19 protein-coding genes and 1 tRNA gene are annotated in these 16,620 nt (G+C 64.0%); 11 read left to right on the top strand and 9 right to left on the bottom strand.

Annotated elements, in window-relative coordinates; all coding sequences use genetic code 11:
- The first annotated feature begins 36 nt into the window (after positions 1-36).
- Entirely contained in the window at positions 37-357 is a 321-nt protein-coding gene (locus AC1RMD_RS01695) for a hypothetical protein (protein ID WP_492923033.1), read from the top strand.
- Positions 354-1,091 (top strand): toxin, encoded by a 738-nt coding sequence (locus tag AC1RMD_RS01690; RefSeq protein ID WP_492923031.1) that lies wholly within the window; start codon positions 354-356, stop codon positions 1,089-1,091. The genes AC1RMD_RS01695 and AC1RMD_RS01690 overlap by 4 nt, the downstream gene beginning before the upstream one ends.
- Here the strand turns inward: AC1RMD_RS01690 and AC1RMD_RS01685 are convergent.
- Positions 1,054-1,479 carry a rhodanese-like domain-containing protein gene (locus tag AC1RMD_RS01685; protein WP_492923029.1) on the bottom strand — a complete coding sequence of 142 codons (426 nt, stop codon included), beginning with the start codon at positions 1,477-1,479 and terminating at the stop codon, positions 1,054-1,056. The genes AC1RMD_RS01690 and AC1RMD_RS01685 overlap by 38 nt on opposite strands.
- 97 nt (positions 1,480-1,576) lie before the next feature.
- On the opposite strand from AC1RMD_RS01685, the gene ftrA reads away from it, so the two are divergent.
- Positions 1,577-2,533: a transcriptional regulator FtrA gene (gene ftrA / locus AC1RMD_RS01680; protein ID WP_492923027.1), complete on the top strand. Its 957-nt coding sequence runs from the start codon at positions 1,577-1,579 to the stop codon at positions 2,531-2,533.
- Here the strand turns inward: ftrA and AC1RMD_RS01675 are convergent.
- Positions 2,530-3,303 (bottom strand): substrate-binding periplasmic protein, encoded by a 774-nt coding sequence (locus AC1RMD_RS01675; RefSeq protein WP_492923025.1) that lies wholly within the window; start codon positions 3,301-3,303, stop codon positions 2,530-2,532. The genes ftrA and AC1RMD_RS01675 overlap by 4 nt on opposite strands.
- A gap of 118 nt (positions 3,304-3,421) precedes the next feature.
- Here AC1RMD_RS01675 and AC1RMD_RS01670 point away from each other — a divergent pair, with 118 nt between their 5' ends.
- Both AC1RMD_RS01670 and AC1RMD_RS01665 read left to right on the top strand, forming a co-directional pair.
- Positions 3,422-3,781 carry a DUF1428 domain-containing protein gene (locus AC1RMD_RS01670; RefSeq protein WP_492923023.1) on the top strand — a complete coding sequence of 120 codons (360 nt, stop codon included), beginning with the start codon at positions 3,422-3,424 and terminating at the stop codon, positions 3,779-3,781.
- Positions 3,781-4,242 carry a GNAT family N-acetyltransferase gene (locus tag AC1RMD_RS01665; RefSeq protein ID WP_492923021.1) on the top strand — a complete coding sequence of 154 codons (462 nt, stop codon included), beginning with the start codon at positions 3,781-3,783 and terminating at the stop codon, positions 4,240-4,242. Before AC1RMD_RS01670 ends, AC1RMD_RS01665 begins: the two co-directional genes overlap by 1 nt.
- Here the strand turns inward: AC1RMD_RS01665 and pabB are convergent.
- From pabB to AC1RMD_RS01650, 3 genes are read right to left on the bottom strand one after another with little or no spacing between them, the layout of a single operon-like run.
- A complete protein-coding gene (gene pabB, locus AC1RMD_RS01660; protein ID WP_492923019.1) occupies positions 4,239-6,110 on the bottom strand; it encodes an aminodeoxychorismate synthase component I in 1,872 nt (623 codons plus the stop codon). The genes AC1RMD_RS01665 and pabB overlap by 4 nt on opposite strands.
- Positions 6,100-6,693: a nucleoid occlusion factor SlmA gene (gene slmA / locus AC1RMD_RS01655; protein ID WP_492923017.1), complete on the bottom strand. Its 594-nt coding sequence runs from the start codon at positions 6,691-6,693 to the stop codon at positions 6,100-6,102. Before slmA ends, pabB begins: the two co-directional genes overlap by 11 nt.
- A 41-nt stretch (positions 6,694-6,734) precedes the next feature.
- On the bottom strand, positions 6,735-7,463 hold the full coding sequence (locus tag AC1RMD_RS01650) for an HAD-IA family hydrolase (protein WP_492923015.1): 729 nt from the start codon (positions 7,461-7,463) through the stop codon (positions 6,735-6,737).
- Between the two features lie 25 nt (positions 7,464-7,488).
- On the opposite strand from AC1RMD_RS01650, the gene AC1RMD_RS01645 reads away from it, so the two are divergent.
- Positions 7,489-8,409: a TraB/GumN family protein gene (locus AC1RMD_RS01645; protein WP_492923013.1), complete on the top strand. Its 921-nt coding sequence runs from the start codon at positions 7,489-7,491 to the stop codon at positions 8,407-8,409.
- Between the two features lie 32 nt (positions 8,410-8,441).
- Here the strand turns inward: AC1RMD_RS01645 and AC1RMD_RS01640 are convergent.
- Positions 8,442-8,516: transfer RNA gene (locus AC1RMD_RS01640), tRNA-Thr, on the bottom strand.
- Positions 8,517-8,570: 54 nt separating this feature from the next.
- Positions 8,571-9,464, bottom strand: coding sequence for an acetylglutamate kinase (gene argB, locus AC1RMD_RS01635; RefSeq protein ID WP_093385720.1), 894 nt, complete (start codon positions 9,462-9,464; stop codon positions 8,571-8,573).
- 145 nt (positions 9,465-9,609) lie between these two features.
- Between argB and AC1RMD_RS01630 the strand changes: the two genes are divergently transcribed.
- Genes AC1RMD_RS01630 through AC1RMD_RS01610 form a run of 5 tightly spaced genes read left to right on the top strand, consistent with a single transcriptional unit; the run spans position 9,610 to position 14,909 of the window.
- On the top strand, positions 9,610-10,185 hold the full coding sequence (locus tag AC1RMD_RS01630) for a sigma-70 family RNA polymerase sigma factor (protein ID WP_492923011.1): 576 nt from the start codon (positions 9,610-9,612) through the stop codon (positions 10,183-10,185).
- A 36-nt stretch (positions 10,186-10,221) separates the two neighbouring features.
- On the top strand, positions 10,222-10,467 hold the full coding sequence (locus AC1RMD_RS01625; protein WP_492923009.1) for a zf-HC2 domain-containing protein: 246 nt from the start codon (positions 10,222-10,224) through the stop codon (positions 10,465-10,467).
- A 7-nt stretch (positions 10,468-10,474) separates the two neighbouring features.
- Positions 10,475-10,681, top strand: a complete 207-nt coding sequence (locus tag AC1RMD_RS01620; protein WP_492923007.1) for a cysteine-rich CWC family protein — start codon at positions 10,475-10,477, stop codon at positions 10,679-10,681.
- 12 nt (positions 10,682-10,693) lie between these two features.
- Positions 10,694-13,762 carry a hybrid sensor histidine kinase/response regulator gene (locus tag AC1RMD_RS01615; protein ID WP_492923005.1) on the top strand — a complete coding sequence of 1,023 codons (3,069 nt, stop codon included), beginning with the start codon at positions 10,694-10,696 and terminating at the stop codon, positions 13,760-13,762.
- A 13-nt stretch (positions 13,763-13,775) separates the two neighbouring features.
- Positions 13,776-14,909 (top strand): response regulator, encoded by a 1,134-nt coding sequence (locus AC1RMD_RS01610; protein WP_492923003.1) that lies wholly within the window; start codon positions 13,776-13,778, stop codon positions 14,907-14,909.
- On the opposite strand, the gene AC1RMD_RS01605 is transcribed toward AC1RMD_RS01610, so the two are convergent.
- Together AC1RMD_RS01605 and AC1RMD_RS01600 are read right to left on the bottom strand one after the other, a co-directional pair.
- Positions 14,910-16,121 carry an extracellular catalytic domain type 1 short-chain-length polyhydroxyalkanoate depolymerase gene (locus AC1RMD_RS01605; RefSeq protein WP_492923557.1) on the bottom strand — a complete coding sequence of 404 codons (1,212 nt, stop codon included), beginning with the start codon at positions 16,119-16,121 and terminating at the stop codon, positions 14,910-14,912.
- A gap of 33 nt (positions 16,122-16,154) precedes the next feature.
- Complete coding sequence (locus tag AC1RMD_RS01600; protein WP_492923001.1) at positions 16,155-16,568, bottom strand: CopG family transcriptional regulator; 414 nt, start codon at positions 16,566-16,568, stop codon at positions 16,155-16,157.
- Positions 16,569-16,620 lie beyond the last annotated feature (52 nt).

Here is a 16,620-nt window from a genome sequence, read left to right as displayed (position 1 = left end):
CGCCCCGGCGGCTCAATCGTCAGAGTGGGGGATGTTATGGCGCGTATTGCGAAGAAAGCGGTGGCCGAATCGGCCATATCTGAAGCCAGCGATTTGATTGATATTACGGTTGGCAGCATTACTATTCGTGCAAAAAGACCGACTGCCCAGCAGCTGGCGCGTGCGCGCGGCGAAGGCAAACGTGCTGCCATCGCCCTGGCCAATGTACTGGCCGAACCTGGCGTCAATTTGACCTTTGAACCTGACATACCCGTTTTCAGCGTCGATCCGCAAGATTCCAATTTGGTGATCCGCACACTCGACGGCCGAACAGCGAGGGGCTATTTCAAGAATGGGAAATTTGTGGAAGTCCCATGATTTCCACAATTCGTCGGGCGCCTTCTGTGCGGACGATGCTGAATACGCTGTTGAAAAACGTGAATCAGCCGCTGGCGATAGTATTGGCCGGACACAACGGTTCAGGAAAATCTACGCTTTGGTATGAGCGGGTTGCCGATCAGGTCAAAATTCCGCTCATTAATGCCGACCGGATGATGCTGTCAGTTTTGCCCGAGTTCGGCCCTGAGCGGCCGCTTCCTTCTTGGGCAGTTCAGATCCGCGACCACAATTTGGTTTGGATGGGCGTTGCCCAGAAGGGCGTTGAAAGTTTTGTCGCCCATGCAACGGCGGGCAATGCGCCGTTCGCGGTGGAGACGGTTTTTTCGCATCGGCTGGTTCTGCCGGATGGCCGAGTAGAAAGCAAAGTTGACCTCATTGTTAACCTGAAGCAAACAGGCTATTTTGTTCTGCTGCTTGGCCTTGCGAATGTTAATTTATCGCTTGGCCGGGTCGCGAGCCGTGTTGCAAAAGGCGGGCACGCAGTTGACCCGGAGCGTCTTCTACAGCGTTTTTCGCGCACTCAACTGGCTATCCGCAGTGCGCTGGATGTCGCCGATGCCAGTATTTTGTGCGATAACAGTCGTTCTGTGCAGAATGCCTTTACCACAGCGCATGTACGTGCAAAGAGCGAAATCCTCTTTGATATGCGGATGAACGCGAGTGCACCGCATGCCATCACGCGATCGCTGGATGTGGTTGCGCCGTTGTCGTGAGGGCAAAGCCCTCATCCTCCCAACCGGTAATCCCACCCGGCATCAATTTGACCGGGCGACCCAGCTGCGCCAGGCGCACGGCGGCGCGGGCGGCGCCGTTGCAGTGGGGGCCGGCGCAGTACACCACGAACAGCGTGTCGACCGGGAACTCGGCCAGCCTGGAGCCGATGATCTTGCGGTGCGCCAGGTCCAGCGCGCCCGGCACGTGGCCGGCCGCGTATTTCTCCGTGCCGCGCACATCCAGCAAGACGAAATCCCGCGGGCCGTTGGTCAGCGCATCGTGCACGTCCCAGCAGTCGGTTTCGTAGCTGAAGCTCGCTTCAAAGCGGGCCAGCGCGTCGCCGCTGGCGGCGGCGGGAATGGCGGCGACGAGGGACTTGGCGGACATCATGATCTCCTTCAATGAGTGGACAGTGACGCCATTGTGCGGCGCCCCCGCCATCGCCGACAGTGGCGCATATGCCATTCTGCGTTAAGATTGCGCCATGAGAAAACATCTGGTTGTCGCACTGGCCTACGACCGCCTGTGCACCTTCGAATTCGGCTGCACGGTCGAACTGTTCGCCCTGGAGCGCCCCGAGCTGGACGTGGACTGGTACGACTTCGCCGTCTGCGCCGTCGAGCCCGGTCCGATCCGCGCGGCCGGCGGCATCACCGTGCAGGCGCCATACACGCCGGAACTGCTGGAGCGGGCCGACACCATCGTCATCCCCGGCTGGCGCGACGCCGACGAGATCCCGCCGCCGGCCGTGCTGGACATGATCCGCGCCGCCCACAGTCGCGGCGCCCGCCTGTGCTCGATCTGCTCCGGCGTATTCGTGCTGGCCGCCGCCGGCGTGCTGGACGGCCAGCGCGCCACTACCCACTGGCGCTATGCCGACCGGCTGGCGCAACGTTATCCACAGATCCAGGTCCAGCCCGACGACCTGTACGTGGACAACGGCCAGATCATCACCGCCGCCGGCTCGGCCGCCGGCCTCGACATGCTGCTGCATCTGGTGCGCAGGGATTACGGCGCCAAGGTCGGCAACCTGGTGGCGCAGCGGCTGGTGGTGGCGCCGCATCGCGAAGGCGGCCAGGCGCAGTTCCTGCCGCGGCCGATGGCGCAGGGCGAGCAGGGCCGCCTGTCGCGGCTGATGGACTGGCTGCGCAGCCACCCCGAACAGCCGCACACCGTCGGCAGCATGGCCGAACGCGCCGCGATGAGCCCGCGCACCTTGCAGCGCCAATTCCAGCAGTCCACCGGCCTCGGTCCGATTGAATGGCTGATCCGCGAGCGCGTCGCCATCGTCAAGGACATGCTGGAAGTGCCGGACGTGCCGCTGGCGCAGATCGCCGAGCGCGCCGGTTTCGGTTCGGAGGAATCGCTGCGCCACCATTTCCGCCGCCTGGCCGCCACCACGCCGGGCGCCTACCGCCGCCGCTTCGTCCACACGATCTAGTCGAATTTGTAGCGCTTTTGCAGCGCCTTCAGATCGCCGGAAGCTTCCAGCTTGCGCATGCCGTCGGCGAGCGCGCGGACCCAGGTTTCGGCGCGTATGTCCTGCGTCGCGAAGCCTATGGTCAGGGGCAGCTCGTGTTCCAGGCAGCCCGCCTGGCGGACGCGGTCGGCCACGTCGAGCCGCTTGCTCAAATGCGCCATGACGGCGGCGTGTTCCAGCACCACACGATAGCGTCCGCCCAGTAACTTTTGCACATTGGTGGTGCCGGCCGATGCGCCGAAGGCGAGCGCGATGAGGGAGGGCTTGCGCCGGTTTTCCGCAATATAGGCGTCCATCGGCCCGTCGTCGTAGCCGTAGTCGTCGATCACGCCGACCACCAGTGTCTTGAGCGACTTGATGGATTGAAAAGTCCAGTCGTCACCCACCCGCGTGTAGAAGCAGGCCCGCGACTGCGCCAGCGGTGCGCTCAGGCGCAGGCGCTTATCGATCGGCGGCGCGTACACCCCTTCGATATCGCCGTGCGCCGTTTGCGTGATGGCGCGATTGAGCGGCATCAGCACCGGTTCCGCCCGATACCCTTCCAGCGCCATCGCCATCCCGGCCAGTTCCACCAGATAGCCGCCGGGAGGCTTGCCGTCGACCGCGCACACGAACGGACACCAGTCGTCCGAGCCCAGGCGGATCAGCGGGGCGGCCCGCGCCAGCCCCGATGACGCCAGTATGCCAGCGAGTAGCGCAGCAGCAAACAACCGGTCCGCTTTGATCGTCATGCTGCCCTCCCGCTATTTTGGTATCCAAGCTTACCCCATTCAACGGCGCGCACGGCACTGCTTGTCAAATCGGCCATATTTGGCTACCCTGAACTTCCATACTGAGAAGGAGACAGCCATGTCCTATGTAGACGGTTTTGTGATTCCGGTGCCGAAGGAAAATGTTGAGGCGTACAAGAAAATGTCGTTTGAATGCGGCAAGGTCTGGAAGGAATTCGGCGCGCTCGAATTCCGCGAATGTATCGGCGACGATGTCCCGCCCGGCAAGGTGACCTCGTTCCCGCTCAGCGTCGACCTGCAGGATGGCGAGTCCGTGGTGTTTTCATGGATTGTCTATGCCAACCGCGCCGCGCGCGACGAGATCAATGAGAAGGTGATGAAAGACCCGCGCATCGCCCACTTCATGGATCCGAAGAACATGCCGTTCGATGGCAAGCGCATGGTCTGGGGCGGTTTCGAAATGATGATCGACCTGTGATGCTGGCGCGCCGATCCAGCCAGCCCGACGACGAGGCTTTCCTGCGCAGCGTATACGCTTCGACCCGGGCGAACGAGATCGGCCTGTTCGGCTGGCACTCCAGCCAGGCCGAGATTTTCCTGCGCATGCAGTTCGACGCGCAGGACCGCCACTTCCGCTCGGCCTATCCCGACGCGCAGTTCGATATCGTCGAACTGGATGGCGCGCCGATAGGCCGCATCTACGTCGCGCAGCGGCCGCAGCTCACGCACGTGATCGACATCGCGCTGCTGCCGCCGTGGCAAGGCCAGGGCATCGGCACGCAACTGCTGCAAGGCTTGCAGCAGGATGCCGTGCGCGATGGCGGCGGCATCAGCCTGCACGTGGAGGGCAGCAATCCGGCGCAGCGTTTGTATGAGCGTCTGGGATTTCGCGTGACCGGCGACGCCGGCCTTTACAAGATGCTGGAGTGGCGTTCCTAGCTTGCCAATACGGCTCGCATGGCGCCGCGCAGCGCGTTGCAGACGACGATTTCATCGGCCGCCGCCAGCATCGTCCGCGTGATGACGGCTTCGCCGGCCTGCCACTGCGGATCGTCCAGCAGCACGCCGCGCATCACGCCGGGCAGCACGCCGCTGCTCAGGGGCGGCGTCAGCCAGCGGCCGTCCACACGCACGAAGACGTTGGTGCGACCGCCTTCGGTCAGCTCGCCGCGTTCGTTGAAGAACAGCGTATCGAAGGCGCCCTGCGCCTCGGCCTCGCGCCAGGCGGCGTCGTAGCGGCTGCGGATGCCGGTTTTGTGGCGCAGGAACAGGTCGCCCGATTCGGTGGCGTCCGGCGCCAGCAGCACGCGTACCGGTTCCGTCAACGGCGTCACCGGTGCATGCTGCACCGAGAACGCGCCCGCTGAACTGAGCGCCAATCGCAGCCGGTAATTCACGTCCGCGTCCAGCATCGCGCAGGCGGTGTCCAGGTAGGCGTTGGCCGCCGCCGCGTCCCAGGCGTAGCCGAAGCAGGCCGCCGATGCCGCCAGCCGCTGCAGATGGCGATCGCGATGGCGCACGCCGTCGGCCCGGGTGGCGCGCATGGTCTCGAAAATCTCGAAGTCGTTTTTCAGGCCGGTGAGGAAGCGCGCCTTCAGCTGGCATTCGGCGTACTCCTCTTGCGCGTCGCTGTCGAAGACGATGCCGGCGCCCACGCCCATCTCGCCGCGGCGCGCGCCGTTCGGGCTGGCCGGCGCTTGCAGCGTCAGCGTGCGGATCGGCACGGACATGCAGAAGTCGCCCACCTTGCCGGTGTCGTCATCCTTGGACGGATCGAACCAGCCGATGGCGCCGGTGTAGATGCCGCGCGGGTCCGGCTCCAGTTCGCGGATGATCTCCATCGTGCGCCGCTTGGGCGCGCCGGTGATCGAGCCGCATGGGTACAGCGCGTTGAAGATGTCGGCCAGCGTGGCGTCGTCGCGCAGTTTGGCGGTGATGGTCGATGTCATTTGCAGCACGCTGCTGTAGCGGTGCACCTCGAACAGCGCAGGCACCGTCACGCTGCCGGTTTGCGCGATGCGGGCGATGTCGTTGCGCAGCAGGTCGACGATCATCAGATTCTCGGCGCGGTTCTTCGGATCGGTGGCCAGCGTGGTGGCGCGCAGGATGTTCTCGGCCGGTTGCGATGGCGGCGCGGCGGGCGCGGTGCCCTTCATTGGCCGCGCCGTCAGCACGCCGCCCTCGTGGCGTACGAACAGCTCGGGCGACAGCGACAGGATGGCCGTGCCGTCCTCCAGCCCCACCAGCGCGCCGTAGGGCACCGGTTGGCGGCCGCGCAGGCGGGCGTACAGCGCGTGGATGCTGCCAAAGGCGTCAAACCGCAGCCTGTACGTGTAATTGACCTGGTAGGTGTCGCCGGCCTCGATGTAGTCGTGGATGCGCGCCAGGGCGCCGCTAAAGGCTTCCTGGTCGATGTTGGCGCGGATGTTGGCGATGCCGGACGGACGGTCGATCGGGAACGAGCGCGCCGCCAGCCAGTCGCCCACTTCGTCCGACGACAGCTGGGCGCAATGCGAGAACAGCAGGATCTGCGCCAGCGGCGGGGCTTTTGCGGCGCCCGTGCCGGTGCGGGCGGCGGCCGCGCCCAGCTCCAGCAGCTCCGCTCCCAGCTCGTAGCTGCACACGGTGACGGCGTATTCGCCGCGCGTCAGCGCCGCCTGCATCTGCTCCAGCAGTTGAGGCCATTGGCTTATGTCGTCGCAGCGCAGGGTGCCGGCGTGGCCGGTGTACAGGCGCGAACGCGCGCCCGGAGTTTGCGTACCTTCCGGGCTGGCGTCATCGAGCAGTGCAAAGCATTCAGCGTTCATTTTCTACGTAGGGCAGCAACAGGGCTATTTGCAGCGGCGCGTCCTGCGCCGGGTTGTTCTTGAATCCACTCTTGGCGTAGCGGTGCCAGCGGCCGATGATGAAACTCACCAGCATGCCGGCGCGCGCGGCCACTTCCGCCTCATGCGCCTGGCCTTCGGTCACGGCCAGCCGCATGGCCTGCTTCAGCGCCAGTTCGACGCGGTCGTAGAACTGGTTCATGCGCAGTTGCAGCCGTTCGTCCTCGTTCACCAGCGCCTCGCCGGTCAGCACCCGCGTCATGCCCGGATTCTGGCTGGCGAAGTTGAGCAGCATGCCGAGGATGTCGCGCGCCTGCGCCAGGCCGTCGCTCTGGCGTTCGGCGATCTGGTTGATCAGGCCGAACACCGACGACTCGATAAACTCGATCAGCCCTTCGAACATCTGCGCCTTGCTGGCGAAGTGCCGGTACAGCGCGGCCTCGGAAAACTCCAGCTTGCGCGCCAGAGCGGCGGTGGTGATCTTCTCGCCTTTGGGTTGTTCCAGCATCTCCGCCAGCGCCTGCAAAATTTGCATGCGGCGCTGGCCCGGCGGGTTGCTTGCCATGTGATCTCGCGGATAAGTGAATGGGAGTGTAACTATTTGGTTCAGCGCAGGTGATGCAGGCGTGCCGGCAAATTCCTGACAGATTTTACTTTGACATCGACATAAGCGGGGCGAATTAACCTTTTTTGCGGATGCGCCAGGCCGACCGCGTCGCCCACTGCGAGGTACTGCGTGACCCAGGCGGTGCGCATGCCCAGCGCGTGGGCGCTGCGCAGGTTGGCCAGCGTATCCTCGACCAGCACGCAGCGGCCGGGAGTCAGTCCATGGCGGCGCATCAGTTTGCGCAGCAGCAGCTTGGACGGCTTAGGCCGCATCTGCCGGTGCACCGTCATCGATTCGACCGAGATGTGGTGGCTGAAGTGGCGCTGCAGGCCCAGGTGGCGCAGCACCTGCGTCGAATAGCGGTGCGGCGCGTTGGTCAGCAGGATTTTGCGGCCGGGCAGGCGGCGCAGCAGCTGGCGCAGGCCGCGTTCGGCGCGGATCATGTCGGCCAGGCTGTCGAAGCGGTGGGTTTCGTCGAGAAAGTGCGCCGCTTTTACGTCATGGTGCTTCACCAGTCCCAGCATGGTCGCGCCGTAGCGTTGCCAGTACAGCGTGCGCGCGGCGTTGACCGCGTCCGCGCCGGCGGGCGTGGTGCCGTCGCCCAGCACATTGGCGATGTAGGCGTTCATCCTGGCCATGAGCGCCGGGAAGATCGCGTGAGAGGCGTTGTGCAGCGTGTTATCCAGATCGAATAGCCACACCGGGGCGTTGCGAGTAATAATGTTCACTTCAAGTCAGTCATCCAAGGAAGCCATGCGGGTAGCCATACAGCGCCAGATTATAGTGATGTTCTGGACTTTGTTCAGTTTCATGTCGATGCCGGCGTGGGCCGCCGACAAGGTGCAGCCCCCCAACCACGGCGCCCTGTTCAAGGTGCAGCAGGGTGGCCATACACTGTACCTGTTCGGCACCATCCACGTTGGCGCGGCCGATTTCTATCCGCTGGAGCCGCGCATCAGCGCCGCGTTGAAGAAGGCGCCGGTGCTGGCGCTGGAGATCGATCCGCTGGGCGACCAGCGGCCGCTGATGCGCGCCGTGCAGCGCCACGGCATGCTGGCCAGGGGCGGCCCGGCCGGACCGGAGCTGTCGGCCGACTGGCGCCAGCGGCTGGACCGCCTGCTCAAGCAGTACAACATCGAACCGGCGACCGTGGCGGCGATGAAGCCCTGGCTGCTGGCCAGCCTGCTGACGGTGAGCGAGTTCTCGGCCCAGGGCTATGAAGCGGCGCTGGCGGTGGACGCCCATCTGTCCCGGCAGGCGCACGGGCGCGGCCAGAAAGTGGTCGAGCTGGAATCGGCCGAGAGCCAGATGGCGCTGTTCGACCAGATGAGCGCCGCCGAGCAGCTGGTGTTCCTGCAGGAGGCCATCGCCGGCATCGAGGACAAGGAGCAGGCCAACCAGGCGCGCGAGATCGCCGACGCCTGGCGCAAGGCCGATGTCATCGCGCTGGACGCGCTGGCGCTCAAGGCGGAGATGGACGACAGCTTTTCCGGCCGTTTCGTGCAGAAGGTGCTGCTGGACGGACGCAATCCCGCGCTGGCCGACGGCGTGGCCAGGCTGATGGCGCGCGAGAACAATAGCGTGGCGGCGATCGGCATACTGCATTTGATCGGTAACGGCAGCGTGCCGGACCTGCTGCGCAAACGCGGCATGACGGTAGAGCGGATTTACTAAGAGGGAGGGTGCTGCAGAGTGAAACCGGAAGATGGTGCCCTTTACGTGGATTGAACACGTGGCCTCTCCCTTACCAAGGGAGTGCTCTACCACTGAGCTAAAAGGGCGTACTGGTATGACGATGCACTTGAAATCGCGGCTAAAAGTGCATCGCCGTTTTTTCAGTGAGACCGGATCATAGTGCCAAAAGCCTGTTCGGTCAACACCTCGAGCAATAAACTGTGTTCAATTCGCCCGTCGATGATGTGAACCGTGTTGACGCCGGACTTCGCCGCGTCCAGGGCTGATGAAATTTTAGGCAGCATTCCGCCCGAAATCGTCCCATCGGCGAACATCTCGTCGATCTCGCGCGCCGACAAATCGGTCACCAGGTTGCCCTGCTTGTCCTGCACGCCGGCGATGTTGGTCATCATGATCAGCTTTTCAGCCTTCAGGATCTCGGCGATCTTGCCGGCGACGACGTCGGCGTTGATGTTGTACGCCTGGCCATCCTGGCCGAAGCCGATCGGCGAAATGATCGGGATGAAGGCGTCGTCCTGCAGCGCCTTGACCACGGCCGGGTTGATCGCGTCGATCTCGCCGACGAAGCCGATGTCGAGGAACTGGCCCGGATTTTCCTTGTCCGGCATGGCCATCTTCTTGGCGCGTATCAGGCCGCCGTCCTTGCCGGTCAGGCCAACCGCCTGGCCGCCGTAGTGATTGATCAGCATCACGATGTCCTGCTGGACTTCGCCGCCCAGCACCCACTCCACCACTTCCATGGTTTCTTCGTCGGTGATGCGCATGCCCTGCACGAAGGTGCCTTGCTTGCCGATTTTTTTCAGCGCGTTGTCGATCTGCGGACCGCCGCCGTGTACCACGACCGGATTCATGCCCACCAGTTTGAGCAAAATGACATCGCGGGCGAAGCCGTGTTTCAGGCGCTCGTCAGTCATCGCGTTGCCGCCGTATTTGATGACAATCGTCTTGCCATGGAAATTACGGATGTAGGGCAGGGCTTCAGCCAGGATCTGCGCCTTGATCTGCGGCGCCACCGCGGTCAAGTCGTCAGTCATGCCTAAGTTAAGGTTGCTTAGTTGGGTCATGGCGAGTCCGGTTAGAAAATTTTGTGCAATTTTACAGCGTGATGCTGCAATCAACCATGCATTATAGGGCTATCCGGTTGTATTTTCAGAGATCATCCGATACGCTGGCCGTCATATGAGCCCTACCGATACCCTTCACCGCCAGTTGGAAGTCATGCGCCCCCTGCTTGTTCGATTCGCACAATTGCAAATACGGAATCAGGCGCTGGCCGAAGACGCGGTCCAGGACGCGCTGATCGCCGTGCTGGAAAAACCCGAACGCTTCAGCGGACAGTCCTCCCTGCGCACCTATGTGACGGGCATCCTGAAGTACAAGATCATCGACTGCCTGCGCGCCAGCTCGCGCGAGCGCCAGATCGACACCGTCGAGGACCAGTCCGAGGACGACGCCATCGACGCGCTGTTCAAGACCAACGGCCACACCCGCGAGCAGCCGCTGGCCTGGGGCGACCCGGATGCGACGCTGGAGCAGAAGGATTTCTTCAAGGTGCTGGAGGTCTGCCTGGAAAAGCTGCCCGCCAAGACCGCCCGCATTTTCATGATGCGCGAATGGCTGGAGCTGGAAACCGACGAAATTTGTAAGGAACTGGCGATTACAACGTCTAATGCCTGGGTGCTCCTGTACCGGGCCCGCATGCGTCTGCGCGAATGCCTGGACTTGAACTGGTTTGGCAACCGCCAGGCCTCGTGACCGCGCCACTTACCGTCTCACTTATTGTCTGCGACCATGGAACCACATAAAACCGGCTTGAAACCGACCTGCCGCGAAGTGCACCGGCTGGTGTCGGAGGGGATGGACCGCGATTTGTCCTTCGTCGAACGCACCCGCATGCGGCTGCACCTGATGGTTTGCGACGCGTGCACCCGCTTCAACGGCCAGATGTCGTTGCTGCGCACGGCCATGCACCGCTTCCCTGACGACAGCCCGCCGCCGCTGGACGACGACGAGCCGGCAGAACATCCTCGCCCGTAAGCGCGCCATGAGCACCTGTTCGCGCTGCGGCGCCCAATTCAGCTGCGCCATGGTGGACGCCGATCCGGCGGCGCCGGCGCAGCCCTGCTGGTGCACCTATTTGCCGGCCTCGCTGCCGGTGCCGTCCGCGCCGGGCGCCAGCTGCTGGTGTCCGGACTGTCTGAAACAGCATATTTTTGACCAACGCGCCGACCAACCCAAGCCGGCCGGCTAACCTGAAGGACGCATGATGCGCCGTTTTAGCGACATGGGTATCCGCGCGCGCATCAGCAGCGGCTACATCATCCTGATCCTGCTGATGATAGGCGTGATCCTGGTCGGCGTGAATCGCATCTACGCGATCCGCGCCGAGAGCGACCATATCCTGCACCAGGACTGGGCCGCCAGCGCCGCCATCAACACCATCGACACACAGTCGCGCGAGGCGGCCACCCGCATCGTCACGCTGATCATCCAGAAGGACCAGAAGCACCGCGTAGACAGCTACGGCCGCATCGACCGTATCAAGCTCGATATCGACGCCCAACTGGATCTGCTGGGCACACTGGACGCCACGCCGGAAGCGCGGACGCAGATCGAAAAGGTCAAGCAGGCGCGCGCCGCCTACTACGACAGCTTCATCGCCGTGGCCGACATGGTGGAAGCCGAGGACCGCGACCAGGCCGAAGCAAAGATGAACGCGATGGCGCTGCCGGCGCTGGACCACCTGCTGGAGCAGATCAAGTTATTGGACCAGCTGCAGCAAAGCCAGGTGATGGCCAGCGCCGCGCGCGCACGCGCCGACATCAACTTTTCGCTGGTGCTGATTTCGTTGATGGGCGGCGCGGCGGTGCTGGTGGGGATAGGCTTCGGCTTTTCCGCGCGCTCGATCACGCGGCCGCTGGAAGAGGCGATCGGCATCGCCAAGCGCGTGGGCCAGGGCGACCTGAGCTCCGTGATCGAAGTGACGTCGCAGGACGAGACGGGCGAACTGCTGCACGCCCTGAAGCTGATGACGGCCAGCCTGGCGGCCGAGCAGCAGCTGCGCCACGCGGTGACGGTGGCCGAGGACGCGACCAAGATGAAGTCCGACTTCCTGGCCAATATGTCGCACGAGATCCGCACGCCGATGAACGGCATCATCGGCATGACCCACCTGGCGCTGCAAACCGACCTCACGCCCAAGCAGCGCAACTACCTGGAGAAGGTGGAAGGCGCGGCCAAGAACCTGCTGGGCATCATCAACGACATCCTGGACTTCTCGAAGATCGAGGCCGGCAAGCTGGCTTTCGAGCAGGTCGATTTCTACGTCGAGGACGTGATGGCGAATATCGCCGACCTGTCCGTCATGCGGGCGCAGGACAAGGGCCTGGAGCTGCTGTTCGACGTGGCGCCCGACGTGCCGCAGGCGCTGGTCGGCGATCCGCTGCGCTTCGGCCAGGTGATGATCAACCTGACCAACAACGCCATCAAGTTCACCCAGCAGGGCGAGATAGTGGTGACGATCCACGTGCAGGAGCGCTTGCCGAAGGAGCTGGACATGCAGCGCGTGCGCCTGCGCGTGGAGGTGCGCGACACCGGCCCGGGCCTGACGCCGGAACAGCAGGCGCGCCTGTTCCAGGCCTTTTCCCAGGCCGACACCTCCACCACGCGCCACCACGGCGGCACCGGCCTGGGCCTGACCATCAGCAAGCGCCTGGTCGAGCTGATGGACGGCGAGATCGGGCTGGAAAGCCAGCCCGGCGTTGGCAGCACCTTCTACTTCACGGCGGTATTCGGCGTCGCCACCGTCGAGGCGCCGCTGCCGCTGCCGGACATCTCCGGCCTGCGCGCGCTGGTGGTGGACGACAACGCCAGCGCCCGTGAAATCTTCATGGGCATGCTGGCCACCATGCAGTTCAACGCCGCCTGCGCCGACGGCGGCCAGCGCGCCGTCGACATGGCGGCACAGGCCCGCAGCGAAGGCCGGCCGTTCAATATCGTGCTGCTCGACTGGCAAATGCCCGGCATGAACGGCCTGGAGACGCTGCAGGCGATCCGCGAACAGGCGCTGGCCGCGGGCGCGGAATCGCCGGCCTTCATCATGGTCACGGCCTACAACCGCGACGTGCTGATGGACGAGGCGCGCGGCATCGCCATCGACGCCATGCTGAACAAGCCGGTCAGCGCTTCGACGCTGCTCGATTCGATTTCCACCGTGTTCGGCAAGGACTTGAGCCGCTGCCGCAGCACGCGCCGCCGCGCCGACTACATGGCGGCCGAAGAGGCCATGCGCGGCGCCTACCTGCTGCTGGTGGAGGACAACGAAGTCAATCAGGAAGTGGCGCAGCAGATCCTCAGCGACGCCGGCATCCGCGTCGACATCGCCGTCAACGGCGCTATGGCGCTGGCGAAAATCGCCGTGGCCGACTACGACGGCGTGCTGATGGACTGCCAGATGCCGGTGATGGACGGCTACGACGCCACCCGCAAGCTGCGCGAGGACGCGCGCTACGCCGACCTGCCGGTGATCGCCATGACCGCCAACGCCATGGTCGGCGACAAGGAGAAGTGCCTGGCCGCCGGCATGAACGATTTCATCGCCAAGCCGATCGACGTGGCGCAGCTGTTCACGACGTTGGCGCGCTGGGTCAAGGTGAAGAATCCGCTGGCGCCCGAAGCGGTGGCCGAAGCGCCGCCCGGCCCCGCCCGCGACGAGGCGCTGCCGGTGGTCGCCGGCCTGCGCATGGAGGCCGCGCTACAGCGTGTGGGCGGCAATGTTAAGCTGATGCGCAAGCTGCTGTCGCGTTTTGTCGAGACCCAGATCGACGCCATGCAGCGAATCGCCACCGCCATCGAGAACAACGATTTATCCGGGGCCACGCGCGAGGCGCATACTGTCAAGGGACTGGCCGGCAATATCGGCGCCGGCGGCATGGCCGATGCGGCCGGCAAGGTGGAGCAGATGCTGGCGATGGGCGCGACCAAGGGCCGCGACGAAGCCATCGCCAACATGGCGGGCGAATTGAACGACCTGGTGGCGCGCATTGCGATGGCGATGTCGCTGGACGACAAACCGGCCGCAGCTGAAGCCGCGCCGGCCGCGCAAGCTGTCGACATGGCTGAACTGGCGGCGGTGGCGCGCGAGATGGCGCGCCTGCTGGCGCAGGACGACGGCGCCGCCGTCAAGCTGCTGGACCGCCTGTGCGGCGCGCTGACCGCCTCCGGGCAGGCAGAACATGCGCGCCAGATGCGGCGCATGCTGGGACAATATGATTTTGAAGGCGCACTGGATGAATTGAAGGCCGCCGCCGATGCACTGAACATCGCCTTGTGAAGAGAGTACGCCAATGAACGCTAAACCTACGATCCTCGTGGTCGACGATATCCCGGACAACATCGATCTGCTGTGCGCCGTGCTGGAAGACGATTACCGCACCAAGATCGCCGTCAACGGCGAGCGCGCCCTGAAGATCGCCAACGGCGAATCCAAGCCGGACCTGATCCTGCTGGACGTGATGATGCCGGGGATGAGCGGCTACGATGTTTGCAAGGCGCTCAAGGCCAATCCCGCCACGCGCGACATTCCGGTCATCTTCGTCACCGCGATGAGCGAGGCGGTGGACGAGCAGCTTGGACTGAGCCTGGGCGCGGCGGACTACATCACCAAGCCGATCTCCGCGCCGATCGTGCAGGCGCGCATCAAGACCCAGCTGTCGATGAAGCGGGTGCACGACTTCCTGCGCGACCAGAACAACTTCCTCGAAACGGAAATCGAAAAGCGCACGCGCGAAATCGTCGCCTTGCAGGACGTGACGATCCACACCATGGCCTCGCTGGCCGAAACCCGCGACAGCGAAACCGGCAACCATATCCGCCGCACCGCGCACTACGTGAAGACGCTGGCGGAAAAGCTGCGCACCAATCCGCGCTTCAGCGATTTCCTGACCGATAAAAACATCGAGCTGCTGTTCAAGTCCGCGCCATTGCACGACATCGGCAAGGTCGGCATCCCGGACCGCATCCTGCTCAAGCCCGGCCGCTTCGAGGGCAATGAGTTCGAGATCATGAAAACCCACACCACGCTGGGCCGCGACGCGATCCGCCAGGCCGAGCGCGAGCTGGGCCTGGAGGTGGACTTCCTCAAGTTCGCCAAGGAGATCGCCTACGGCCACCAGGAGAAGTGGGACGGCAGCGGCTATCCGGAAGGCCTGAGCGGCGACAACATCCCGATCTCCGCGCGTCTGATGGCGGTGGCCGACGTGTACGACGCGCTGATCAGCCGCCGCGTTTACAAGGCCGGCATGTCGCACGAGGCGGCGGTGGCCATCATCATCGAGGGGCGGGGACAGCACTTCGATCCCGACATGGTCGACGCCTTCCTGGAACTGCAACAGGAATTCATCGACATCGCCAAACGCTACGCGGATTCCGATCACGACATGGAACAGAACCGCGAGAAGATCGAGCGCTTCAGCGGCTGATCAGCTGACGGTGCGGAAGAAGCGCAGCATCTCGCGGCTGGCGTCCGGACCTTTGGCGTCGGTGTAGGTGCCGCTGCCGTTGCCGCCGAACCAGGCGTGGCCGGCGCCGTGCACCACCCAGTGTTCGCCGATCGGCGTGCCGTCCGCCTTGGTGTGGGTGGTCTGCGTGTAGCGGTGGCCATTCGGCACGCTGCCCGATTGCACCGACGGTTTGCCCTGCTGGCTGTGCAGCAGCTGTTCGATCACCTGTTCGCCATTGCGCGGGTGGACGGTGTGGTCGCTGTCGCCGTGGAAGACGATGATGGGTTGCGAGCCGTCGCCGGCCTTGCGCGGCGACATAACGCCGCGCTTCATGGCCGTCAACGCCGACGGCAGGTCCTGCGCCGAGGCGAACGGCAAGCCCGAATGCACGCCCACCGCCGCAAACAGTTCCGGATACAGCGTGCCGACGATCACCGCCATCGCGCCGCCCGCCGACAGGCCGGCCACATACACCTGGCGCTCGTTGACCGGATAATCGTCGATGATCTGCTGGGCGATGCCGGCGATGATGGACGGTTCGCCCTGGCCGTGCTGCTGGTCGATGGCGCTGAACCAGTTCCAGCATTTGCTCTGGTTGGCGTTGGCGGTCTGCTCCGGGTAGACCACGAAGCATTCATTTTCCTCGGCCAGCTGGTTCATTTGCGTGCCGACGGCGAAATCGTCCGGGTTCTGCGTGCAGCCATGCAGCATCACCAGCAGCGGCATGGCCTGGCCGTGGAAGCTGGCCGGGATGTACAGCTTGTAGTTGCGGGTGCCTGCGTGGTTGGTGTAACTGCCCTTGATGAACTGCGCGCCGTCCGGCAGCGGCACTGCGGGCGCCGGATGCATGATGGCGCCGACGTCGATGGCGCGGTCGAGATTGGCCTGCAGGTCGACCTTGATGCCCATGCGGTTCAGCATATCCTGCGCATACTCGGCCGGATGTGTGGCCGGATTCGGCCTGGCGCCGTTGGGCGACGGCGCGGCCGTTTCCGGCGCTGCCTTGGCCGTGACGTCGGGCGCCGCGTCCGCGCTTGGCCGTGGCGGCGGATTGATGTCGCGCATGGCGGGTTGCGACGGTTGCGCCGGCGCTGCCGGCCGCATGGACGGATGTCCACGCAGGCTGTCCATGGCCTGCTGGATGGTGGCCGAAGCGCTTCTGTTCATCAGTTTTTGCGCCGCTTCGCGCATGTGTGAAAACAACGGTAGTTTCATGATGTTCCTTTAATGGATGCGTTTTGCCAGCGCGGTTTTGAGCACCGCGCTGGCGTGCAGCGATCCCAATACGAAGATTGATTCGATCGTCGCCAGCGCCAGTTCGACGGAAACGTCGTTGGCGATGCTGGCCAGTCCCAGTACCTGGATTTGCAGTCGCTGTCCGGCCGCCTGGGTGGCTTCCAGGTCGGCGCGTGAGTAATGCTGCATCCCGAGCACCAGGCTCTTGCGCGCCACCGTCTGTTTCACGACGTCGGCGTGCTGGTTCAACTGATTGCGGATCGCCGTGCGTATCAAGTCGGTGCGGTTGGAATAAAACCCTTCCTGCACCAACAGGTCAATTTGTCCCAGGTCGATAGGACCGAGGTTGATCGTGATCTTTTCCGATTCAGCGGTCTTCAGTTTTAATTCTTGCTTTGCCATGAGTCTCCATCCGGTTACCATCTACATGGATGGTAGTATAGGCCTGAAAATC

The sequence above is a fragment of the Duganella sp. GW822-FHT06D06 genome, assembly GCF_058799615.1.
Note: the sequence above shows the minus strand (reverse complement) of the source record. Positions and strands in the feature narration are given on the sequence as shown.